We start from the raw sequence: 10,525 nt of genomic DNA on the forward strand, positions 1-10,525 counted from the left end.
AAATGGTCTTTCGCCGAAAAAGCGGTGCTTTTTCGGCAGGGACTTTGTAGAACCCCCCAGATGCAAGGAACTGAGAGTGAGGGCGAAGGGAGTGTGCTTACGCACATGACCAAGCCCGAATCTCGAAAGTGACGACGCAGATGGGGTGTTATGCAAAGGTCTCATAGAGAGAGGGTGCAGCCTGACAGGTCAGACTGCACCCTCGATAGTTCTCGGGATGGGGGGCGATCAGTACTTCTCGTCCTTCGCCATCTCCGACTCGTTGATCTTGTGGAAGTCCATCTTGCGCCACACGTAGATGATGTAGCCGAGGACAAAGGGGATCAGGAAGGAGACGTACATCATCGTATTGAGGGTGTACTGCGAGGAGGAGGAGTTGCGGATCGTCAGCGAGCTCTGCAGGTCCCCGAAGGAGGGGTAGTAGGAGGTGTTATTCCACCCGGCGAGGAGGAAGAGCACCGTCACCGTCACCACGACACCGATGCCGTGGTACCAGATACCCTTGGTGGAGTCTTTCTTGAAGACCGTCACGCCGATGCCGTAGAGCACTAAGACGACGCCGATGAGGAGGGCGATGAGGAGGGCAGGCTGCTGGATCAGGTTGTGCCAGTACTTATACGGCTCCATGTAGACCTCCGACGTCTGCGGATCGACGGCAAAGCCCTTGCCGAGGAGGACGTAGATGAGGAAGGCGAGGAAGGTGACGAGGAAGCAGATCGCATTGGCGGGGACACGCTTCCGAGCGACACGTCTCACCTCCGGGTCGGTGATGTTATTGATGAAGTAGAGGAGTGCGGTGACGCGGGTGAGGAAGAAGACGGCGAGACCGAAGACAAGGTTCATCGGGTTGAGCACCGCCTCGAGGCCGCGCAGCTGCACGGGACCGACGCCGGGCACATCGTACGGGAGCCAGGTGGAGACGTTTTGGCTGCCACCGTCGAGGTTGGTGAGCGCCTCAGGATTGACGCTGAAGTTGGCTCCGGTGAAGAAGGTAGCCACCGCCGTTCCGATCAGGATCGGGGCGAGGATACCATTGAGGAGCAGAGCGACCTGGTAGGTCTTGGAGCCCCACACATTTCCCTGCTTATGCTGATACTCATAGGAGACCGCCTGCATCACGAAGAGGAGCAGGATCAGCATCCAGACCCAGTAGGCACCGGGGAAGGAGGTGGAGTAGAAGAGGGGGAAGGAGGCGAAGAAGGCGCCACCAAAGGTGACAAGGGTGGTGAAGGTGAGGTCCCACTTGCGGCCGGTCGAGTTGACCAGCATGCGGCGGTACTTCGGGTCCTTACCGAGGCTGAAGATGAGTGACTGTCCGCCCTGGACAAACATCAGGAAGACCAGCAGCCCGGCGAGGAGCGAGATGATAAACCACCAGTAGTTCTGTAAGAAATCGTATGATGCCATAATAAGTAGTGTCTCTTATCTATCTGTGGTGATACATTAGCGCTCCGATGCTGCGGGTAGCTCCTCATCGGTCCTGGGGCCCTTCTTGACCGCATGGACCATAATGCAGATATCGGCGATCAGCATAGCAGTGAAGAAGCAGACGAAGATCCAGAAGGTCACCTGTACGCTGCCGGGATTGAGATCCGAGATGGCGGCTCCTACCGGGAGCACCTCCTGGATCGCCCAGGGCTGACGACCTACCTCAGCGACGATCCATCCGCACTGAGAGCAGATGTAGACGAGTGGAATGCTGATGAGCATGACCCAGGAGAACCATCCCTGGCGCCTCATGTCGTACTCGGCGGGCTTGGTGATCGTCCTCTTGGCGAAGATGAGCCCGAGGATCGTGACGAGGAGGAAGAAGACGGAGAGGTAGACCATGATGCGGAAGGTGTAGTAGAGCATGCCTACGTTGGGCACCAGGTCGGCCTTATTCTCGATGAAGCCGTAGCCGAAGTTGACGAAGTTCTCGTCCAGCACCTGACGGTAGCCGGCAGCGGCTGCCTCGTCGCCTGCCTTCTTGGCCGCCTTATAGTCAGCAAGTGCCTGGATCGCTATCTTACCAGAGGCGATGCGGTCATCAGCGGACATGGCGATGGTGCCGTCACGCTTCGTATAGCCTCCCTCGATGATGTCTCGCATACCGGGGACGTAGGCATTGAAGTCGTTGAAGGCAAGGAAGCTCAGCACCTTGGGCATCTCGAGATTGAAGTTCCACGCTTTCTCCTCAGGAGCCAGCACGGGATGGGCATCCTTATTGGGCATACCGATGAGGGAGAGCGGGGCACCCTGCTGACCGCGCTGGAGGTTCTCCATGGCGGCTAGCTTCATCGGCTGGTACTCTGCCACCTGATTGGCGGAGAGGTGACCGGTGGCGATGGTGAGGACAGAGGCGACGATGCCGAGGGTGGAGGCGAGCTTGATGCTCTCGAGAGCAAAGCGATTGCGCTTATCCTTCAGCAGATAGTAGCCACAGATACCCATGGCGACGATAGCTCCGAGGAGCCAGCTGGAGATGACGGAGTGGAAGAACTTTGCCACAGCCATGGGATTGAGCGCCACGGCGGCGAAGTCGATCATCTCGTTGCGGACGGTGTCCGGATTGAAGTGCATGCCGGCAGGATTCTGCATCCAGCCATTGGCGACGAGGATCCACCAGGCGGAGATGGTGGCACCGAGGATCGTCATCCAGGTGGCGAAGTGGTGGAAGCGGTCGGAGACCTTGCCCCAGCCGAAGAACATCACCACGAAGAACGTCGCCTCCAGGAAGAAGGCTACGATGCCCTCGATGGCGAGCGGCGCACCAAAGATATCGCCGACGAAGTGGGAGTAATTAGACCAATTGGTCCCGAACTCAAACTCGAGGATAAGACCGGTAGCGACGCCGATGGCAAAGTTGATCCCGAAGATCTTCTGCCAAAACTTGGCCGTCTCGCGCCAGAAGTCCTCCTTCGTCCGGAGATACTTCGACTCAGCGATTGCCATCACCAAGCCCATGCCCAGCGTCAGCGGGACAAAGAGCCAGTGGTACATCGCCGTCATGGCAAACATGATCCGCGACCAGTCAACAAGTGAACTGAGTAACATAAGATAATGTGATGAGGTTTTGTATAGAAATAATATATCTGCTGCTCGGGTGGTCTACGGGATAGATCGCTCGACAAATTGCTCGACGATATAGTCCTGCTGCTCCTCAGCCGTGTCGCCCTTGGAGGCGAGGAAGTCGGGGAAGAAGAAGGCGCGCAGGATCGCAAACATGATGAAGAGCTTGATCAGGATCAGCCAGATGAGTGGCTTCCCCCAGGTCATGCCCCGGAAGCCGTCCCGGACGATCACCCACCAGCGGTGGAAGATATTTCCCCGCACGATGGTCGCTTCGCCCGACGGCTCAGGCTGTATAGTGGTAGGCTTCTTGTCGGCCATTTCGGTAGTCTATTCTGTCGTTACACTCCTTTGCGTCTGTAATATTAGCTACTCTTGTCAATAAATACAAATATTCACCCCAAAAATCACCCCCTTTTTACTGTAAAAACTGCAATTTGCACAAAAAACATCACCCCCGGATGACAAACGGGTCATCCGGGGGGGCAATGTCTCAGGGGAGTTTTCGGACAGGTGTTATGCTTGCGAGGTCTCTACTGCTGAGCGGTCGTGGAAGAGGAGCCAGAAGAGGATCCCGGCAACGAGCGCATAGCCGGCGAAGATAAACCAGCTCTCCGGGAAACCGACCCGGTCGACCACAAAGCCCGCTGCATAGGCACCGATCGTGGAGCCGAGCCCATTCGTCATCATCAGGAAGACGCCCTGAGCCGATGAGCGCAGCGCAGGCGAGGTCTGCTTGTCCACATAGAGCGAGCCGCTGATATTGAAGAAGTCAAAGGCGACCCCGTAGATGATCATTGAGAAGATCAGGAGAGCCACGCCATCGCCGGGATTGCCCCAGCCGAGGAAGGCGAAGCGCAGCACCCACGCCATGAAGCTGATCATCATCACCGCCTTGATGCCAAAGCGCTTGAGGAAGAAGGGGATCATCAGGATACAGAGCGCCTCGGAGATCTGCGAGAGGGAGATCAGCGTGCCGGAGTGCTCCACACCGAAGGTGCCGGCGTACGCGGGGTCCTCACCGAAGCCGGTGATGTAGACGTTGGCAAAGGCGTTGGTGATCTGGAGGCAGATGCCGAGGAGCACGGAGAAGAGGAAGAAGATCGCCATGTCGTGCCGCTTGAAGAGACGGAAGGCCTCCAGCCCCAGCTTCTCCAGCACTCCCTCGTCCCCGGTCCGAGGCTTGCGGATGATCCGGCTCGAGGGGAAGACAAACATCCATGCCGCGAGGGCAAAGGAGAGTCCGGCGGAGATGTAGAGCTGTGTCGCAGAGGTCTTGAAGCCGAGGTTGTCCACCACCAGCATTGCGCAGATGAAGCCCACGGTGCCGAAGACGCGGATCGGGGGGAAGTGCTTCACGGTGTCGAGCCCCGCACGGTTGAGTGCCGAGTAGGCGGTGGCATTGGTGAGCCCCAGGGTCGGCATATAGAAGCAGACGCTCAGCAGGATCAGCGTGTAGAGGGAGATGAAGTCAGTCACCTGAGCGGCGGCGATCATCAGCCCTCCGGCGATGAGGTGACAGATCGAGGTGAGCCGCTCGTCGGGGATCCACTTATCGGCGACGATGCCCATCAGTGTCGGCATAAAGATCGAGGCGATGCCCATGGTGGCAAAGAAAGCGCCGATCTGCCCGCCGGTGAAGTCGAGCGTCCCGAGGTAGACGCCGAGGGAGATCAGCCAAGCTCCCCAGACGGCGTACTCCAGGAAGTTCATCACGATCAGTTTGCCCTTAAGCGAAGAGGTAGATTGCATATAGTCGTTTTTGTATTATGGATACGAAATTGTCAGTGCGACCCGCAAGGGGTCGCGGTCCGGGCGATGATCTGTCCACAGGTCATCGCCGCTGTCGCGGCTCGACCTGTGGCTATGAAGCGTGGATCCCTAGCGGGATACGGCACCCGTCGATAAGGGTCGATCGGATCCGTCACCCATCGGGCAGGGTCTGTCGTGGCAGGCACCCCTTGTGGGTGCCCGTTTCTTAGCCACAGGTCGAGGGGCGTAGCCCCGAAGACCCGTGGATAGGTCGTTCTCCCATTCCCGACCCCTTGTGGGTCGCAGACACAGCTAAGAGTTTGATTTTCTTTCGTCATCATTTGCCCAATATAAAATTGCGAGTATTATCAGTGCGACCCGCAAGGGGTCGCGGTGCGGACGATGATCTGTCCACAGGTCATCGCCGCTGTCGCGGCTCGACCTGTGGCTATGAAGCGTGGATCCCTGGCGGGATCCTCCGGTCGGTGGTATAGGGCAATGAATGCGGGATCCGTCACCCATCGGGCAGGGTTGGTCGGGGTCGGCACCCGTCGGTAAGGGTCGGTCGGGGCAGGCACCCCTTGTGGGTGCCCGTTTCTTAGCCACAGGTCGAGGGGCGCAGCCCCGAAGACCCGTGGATAGGTCGTTAACCCATTCCCGACCCCCTGCGGGTCGCAGACACAGCTATGAGTTTGACTGTCTTTCATCATTACTTACCCCACACATAATTGCGAGCCATTCATCGTGGAATGAGAGTTTCTTATGGTGCTCCTGCTGGTTTTGTATATATCTGCAGCAGGAGTCTACACGCTCTCTGCTGATTGCCTGACAAAAATACCCCTCTTGCCATCTAAATCTCCCTCTATAGCCCATCTGCTCATTGATGAGCTTGTTCGTTGCCTTCTTTAGCTCCCTCATATAATCAGAGATTACGAGGGCAGGGCTCTGTACGTAGATGAGGAAGTGAAGGTGGTCAGGCATACCATTGATGGTCATCACGCGCACCTTATGCTTATTAGAGAAGCCTATTATGTATTGCTGTGTACGGACTCTCACATCATCACGAAGTAGAGGTTCCCTCTCCTTCGTGGAGAAAACGATGTGATAAAAAGCGGAGAAGTAGGTGTGACGGTTGCAGTCCATAACGGTATTGTCAGTGCGACCCGCAAGGGGTCGCGGTCCGGACGATGATCTGCCCACAGGTCATCGCCGCTGTCGCGGCTCGACCTGTGGCTATGAAGCGTGGATCCCTGGCGGGATCCTCCACCCATCGGTATAGGGCGATGAATGCGGGATGCGGGATCCGTCGGTAAGGGTCGATGAGGGCAGGCACCCATCGGGCAGGGTCTGTCGGGGTAGGCACCCGTCGATAAGGGTCGATCAGGGTCGGCACCCCTTGTGGGTGCCCGTTTCTTAGCCACAGGTCGAGGGGCGTAGCCCCGAAGACCCGTGGACAAGGCGACATTTTATTCCCGACCCCTTGCGGGTCGCACTGCAGGGACATCATCTCGCCTCAGTCCCGGAAGGCGGGATCCACCTTGACGGAGGTGTACTCGGACTTAAGGGCGGCGAGGGTCCTCTCCGACACCGACACGAGGGGCAGTCGGAGGACGTTGGGCGCCAGTCCCATCAGGCTGAGGAGCGCCTTGACTCCGGAGGGGTTGCCATCTACGAAGAGGAGGCGGAAGGTCTCCTTGAGGAGCCGGTGGGTGTGGAGCGCCTCCTTATCCTTCCCCTCAGCGAGCAGGTGAACCATCTCGGCAAAGGTGGCGGGGTAGGCGTTGCCGATCACGGAGATCACGCCGTCGATGCCCATAGTCATCAGGGGGAAGGTGATGGTGTCGTCACCCGAGAGGACGAAGAAGTCCTCCGGTGCACGATGCCGGACGAGATCGATCTGCCCGACGATGCCGCTCGCCTCCTTGATGCCGATGATGGCGGGGCAGTCGTTGGCAAGGCGGATGGTGGTCTCGGGGAGCATATTCACCCCGGTGCGCGAGGGGACGTTGTAGATGATGATCGGGATGGGCGACGCCTCGGCGATGGTGCGGAAGTGGCGGTAGAGCCCCTCCTGGGAGGGCTTATTGTAGAAGGGGCAGACCACCAGGGCGGCATCGATGCCGGTGACATCCATCGTGGTGAGACGGGTGATCACCTTGAGGGTGCTATTGGAGGAGACGCCGACGACGAGCGGCAGGCGGTCCTGATTGACCTCCACGAAGGTCCGGATGACCCGGTCCTGCTCCTCCTCCGTGAGCGTGGGGGTCTCGGCAGAGGTACCGAGGGCGACGAGGAAGTCCGCCTTGCCCTCTATCTGGCGGCGGATCAGCATTCGGAGGCGGTCGTAATCGACGCTCTTGGAGGTGTCATCAGTGAAGGGCGTCACCATCGCCGTCCCGAGTCCGCGGAGGTATAGGATCCTTTTGGTAAGCATAGCTATCGTACTCTAATAGATTTCTTTGAGACAAATGTAAGAGAAATATTCCTCTTCATGCCCCACCTCCGGCGCAGCCAGACTATAAGGGAAGTGGCAGACACTGCAATCTGTTACTCAATATAGGCCTCTGAGGAGAGGTCTCGGAGGTTGGTCCCTCAGGCAGATTTCTAATACCGGTATTAGTTCGAGGGCTGAGTCTCAATAGCCTGAGGAGGTCACAGATCGGCTGTCTGATTACTCCTTTTTTTGTCAGTCCATCATTCGGAGAGACTTGCCGAGGGATGCCGAGATCACCTCGGGGATCGGTGGGATATTGGATGGCATCCGGCTCCATACGTCAGACTTAGGAGAGACGGAGTGCTCCACATTGCCGAAGTCCCCTGAGGGCTTTTCTGCTTTCACCTCACTCTTGGAGAGGCTTCTCAGGGAGAGGACGTAAATGTCGCTGATGTTGACAAGTTCCTTCTCCGGTCCGTCCTTATACTTAGTAGTCAGCCCCGTAAGTGCGCGCATCGACAGAAAGTCTCGTGCCGACAGTTCCTCCCCGGGGACATAAGAGGGGAGCGTCTGGATCAGTCGCTTAATGGTAATAGTATTGGTTCTACCAAAGAGGGTCCTCGGACGACCTTTGTTCTCTCCAAGCCAGTCGATAGAGACCTGGTAGCTGCCATCCTCAGTTTTCCTGATCTCTCCCACCGGAGTACCATTTCTCCTCACCTCGCCATTATCGGTGATCGTATAGCCTTTACCGAGGGGCAAGGGTGTATTGAGCAGGAAGTTACTCAGTCCATTCTTACCCATAGAGACACTTCCGGACTCCGTCTTAGCCTGCTTGATAAACTCCTCGTCCGAGTATGCTCGGAGAGATCGGATACTGTACTTGAGCTTGTCGCCTCGACGAGGCAGGAAAAATGCCACAACCGCCTCCGTATAGTAGGTCGGGATCTCATCGATGTACTGGTAGATCCGGACGAGAGCCTCCATTTCCGTGTAGGCTGCTTTCGGATCAAGAGCGGTGACAGAGACCTCTGGTAGAGAGTACGCACTCTGGGTCATCCGTAGTGTGTCACCGGGATGGATCGAGGTCACCAGATCATCGTAGCCAATGTGGGACGCTGTGATCGAACCGGACGGATAGCTATCCGGCAGTACACTGCCTCCACGATCGGATAGCCCGATCAGGTGTCCATCTCCACCCATCAGCACAACCTCCGATATGGGGGATGACGTCACATCATCCAAGAATACTACCTGAGCTCGCCCCGAGAGGGGGGTGGCAAGGCATACGGCAATAACTGCAGAGAAAAGCCATCTTCTCATAATATCATAGCAATAAAGTGTTTATCGAATATCATACAGGCGTATAATCTACCTCAAACTGGTGCAGCACCCACGCGTAAAGATTACATGATCAGATCACTCAATAGAATTAAGGCAGTCATAGGATGTAGTAGAAGGTAGGGTCACCACCCCTGTCCTCAAAGCTACACAAAATGAGGTATTTCGCATTATGATGCACTGAGGAGATGAAAGGTAGACAGACGGATGCGTCGGGGTGGAGGTGATACACGTAGGACGTCGGGATGAGGGGGCAGACATCCATACATTGGACACAGAGCTTGCTCGAGGGGCATGGGTGACGCCTTTGAGCTTTGCAGCTATGCAAAACGCACCTCTTTTAGAGCCTCCCCGTCTGTCGCGCTATCTTATTGGAAGAGTCGGACGAACCACGGTGCACCCCAGAGGGGTGCTTCGTTCCCCACTCTTCACAATGAGTTGGATGACAGCTGAACCACCAAATGTTATCACCCCTGTATCCGATCGGAGAGGCGGAGCAGTCCTTATATATATAGGGACTATGGGGTGCCGAGGTAGTGAGCGAGGACGGCAGTCTGGCGTGGGGTGAAATTGCGCTTGGGACTGGTCCAGCCGACGAGCGAGAGTGCATGGCTCAGGAGGGGATAGGTCTTGATCGACATACGGAGCGCCCGGGAGGCACTCTGAGGATTGTAGTCGGGATAGTACTGCAGGGCTACCTGCTTGACGGGGACGATCCCGCTGAGCTCTCCTCGGAGCGGCTCCCAGGTCTCGATCTGCTTCAGCAGCAGGAGATCGGCGGGGGAGAGTGCAGGCGTCGGGCTGTGATTCTCTTTCTTCATCGTCATAGTATCAACTGTAATTGTTGCAAAGGTATATATTATTCATCCATTGCGCAAAAGTCGCCCCGATTTTCAGCTAAGAGACAGAAGGGGATCGGAAGAGACTTTCGGTCTGTGTGGGATCGTACTTTTGCATCACGATCCGGGTAACACCGACTCGGAGAGCGTACTGCAGGCGCCCATCCGTCCCGGAGATCCCCATAGGGTCGTGTACAACTTATCTAACCACTTAGCAATAAAGAATGACTTATGGCATTTATCTACAACGTCACTGAGCGAAAGAACACCATCCCTAACGCCAAGATGCCCCGCGTGGCTGTCGCCACCTCGCGCATGATGGGTGTGGTGCCGCTCCACCAGATCGCCAAGAGTATCTCCGTGCGATCGACTGTTCACCGCGCCGACGTCAATGCGGTGCTCACCGTACTCCCGGAGGTGATCATGGAGTATCTCTCCCATGGTCTGTCGGTTCGGCTGGGAGAGCTGGGATCCTTTGCGCTCCGCTTCAGGAGCAAGGCGGCTGCGTCGGTGAAGGACTTTACCTCTGATAATGTGAAGAAAGTCCACATCCGATACACCCCCAGTACCCTGATGCTCGCATCGATGGCCGAGGTGCCTGTCCGCAGCTTTGCTTCCCTGGTGGCAGAGAAGAAGGAGCAGGAGGAGCAGGAGGAGCAGGAGGAGCCGACCGTTCCGAGTGGCGAGACCGGCGGTAAGGAGACTGGCGGTAGCGAGATCAACTAAGCAGCCACTAAGCACGAGGAGCCGACACCTCGGCTGAGATGAAGGCTCCTCCGGGGATGACGAGGGTGACACTTCGTCATCTCACTATGAGAGACCTTTGCATAATACCCCATCTGCGGCGTCACTTTCGAGATTCGGGCTTGGTCATGTGCGTAAGCACACTCCCTTCGCCCTCACTCTCAGTTCCTTGCATCTGGGGTATTCTGCAAAGTCCCTGCCGAAAAAGCGGTGCTTTTTCGGCGAAAGACCATTTTGCAAAGGTCTTTATGAGGAAGACACCATCGGGTGTTTCTCCTCCTCACAGATCACACCTTTACAAACCATTTATTACCCATATCATGACACAAATCTATACGCAACCGTCTATGGTCGATAAGCTGGC

Annotated in this window: 11 protein-coding genes; 1 reads left to right on the plus strand and 10 read right to left on the minus strand. The window is 56.8% G+C overall.

Features of this window, described 5'->3' with window-relative positions; all coding sequences use genetic code 11:
• Positions 1-228 precede the first annotated feature (228 nt).
• The 10 genes from B088_RS07540 to B088_RS07575 all read right to left on the minus strand — a co-directional run bounded on the left by B088_RS07540 (position 229) and on the right by B088_RS07575 (position 9,405).
• Positions 229-1,407 carry a cytochrome d ubiquinol oxidase subunit II gene (locus B088_RS07540; RefSeq protein ID WP_018107812.1) on the minus strand — a complete coding sequence of 393 codons (1,179 nt, stop codon included), beginning with the start codon at positions 1,405-1,407 and terminating at the stop codon, positions 229-231.
• A 36-nt stretch (positions 1,408-1,443) separates the two neighbouring features.
• Positions 1,444-3,036: a cytochrome ubiquinol oxidase subunit I gene (locus tag B088_RS07545; RefSeq protein ID WP_026170556.1), complete on the minus strand. Its 1,593-nt coding sequence runs from the start codon at positions 3,034-3,036 to the stop codon at positions 1,444-1,446.
• A 54-nt stretch (positions 3,037-3,090) separates the two neighbouring features.
• On the minus strand, positions 3,091-3,372 hold the full coding sequence (locus B088_RS07550) for a DUF4492 domain-containing protein (RefSeq protein ID WP_018107814.1): 282 nt from the start codon (positions 3,370-3,372) through the stop codon (positions 3,091-3,093).
• Positions 3,373-3,567: 195 nt separating this feature from the next.
• On the minus strand, positions 3,568-4,803 hold the full coding sequence (locus tag B088_RS07555) for an MFS transporter (RefSeq protein WP_018107815.1): 1,236 nt from the start codon (positions 4,801-4,803) through the stop codon (positions 3,568-3,570).
• Positions 4,804-5,171: 368 nt separating this feature from the next.
• Positions 5,172-5,510, minus strand: coding sequence for a hypothetical protein (locus B088_RS08630; RefSeq protein WP_155802378.1), 339 nt, complete (start codon positions 5,508-5,510; stop codon positions 5,172-5,174).
• Entirely contained in the window at positions 5,488-5,946 is a 459-nt protein-coding gene (gene tnpA, locus B088_RS07560; protein ID WP_018107816.1) for an IS200/IS605 family transposase, read from the minus strand. Before tnpA ends, B088_RS08630 begins: the two co-directional genes overlap by 23 nt.
• A 10-nt stretch (positions 5,947-5,956) precedes the next feature.
• Positions 5,957-6,268, minus strand: coding sequence for a hypothetical protein (locus B088_RS08635; RefSeq protein ID WP_155802380.1), 312 nt, complete (start codon positions 6,266-6,268; stop codon positions 5,957-5,959).
• Between the two features lie 48 nt (positions 6,269-6,316).
• Positions 6,317-7,237: a 4-hydroxy-tetrahydrodipicolinate synthase gene (gene dapA, locus B088_RS07565; RefSeq protein ID WP_018107817.1), complete on the minus strand. Its 921-nt coding sequence runs from the start codon at positions 7,235-7,237 to the stop codon at positions 6,317-6,319.
• Between the two features lie 252 nt (positions 7,238-7,489).
• Positions 7,490-8,560: a hypothetical protein gene (locus B088_RS07570; protein WP_025082041.1), complete on the minus strand. Its 1,071-nt coding sequence runs from the start codon at positions 8,558-8,560 to the stop codon at positions 7,490-7,492.
• A 536-nt stretch (positions 8,561-9,096) separates the two neighbouring features.
• A complete protein-coding gene (locus tag B088_RS07575) occupies positions 9,097-9,405 on the minus strand; it encodes a DUF4248 domain-containing protein (RefSeq protein ID WP_018107819.1) in 309 nt (102 codons plus the stop codon).
• 243 nt (positions 9,406-9,648) lie between these two features.
• On the opposite strand from B088_RS07575, the gene B088_RS07580 reads away from it, so the two are divergent.
• On the plus strand, positions 9,649-10,143 hold the full coding sequence (locus B088_RS07580; protein WP_018107821.1) for an HU family DNA-binding protein: 495 nt from the start codon (positions 9,649-9,651) through the stop codon (positions 10,141-10,143).
• The last annotated feature ends 382 nt before the right edge of the window (positions 10,144-10,525 follow it).

It is taken from the genome of Porphyromonas bennonis DSM 23058 = JCM 16335, assembly GCF_000375645.1.
Taxonomy (GTDB): Bacteria; Bacteroidota; Bacteroidia; order Bacteroidales; family Porphyromonadaceae; genus Porphyromonas_A; species Porphyromonas_A bennonis.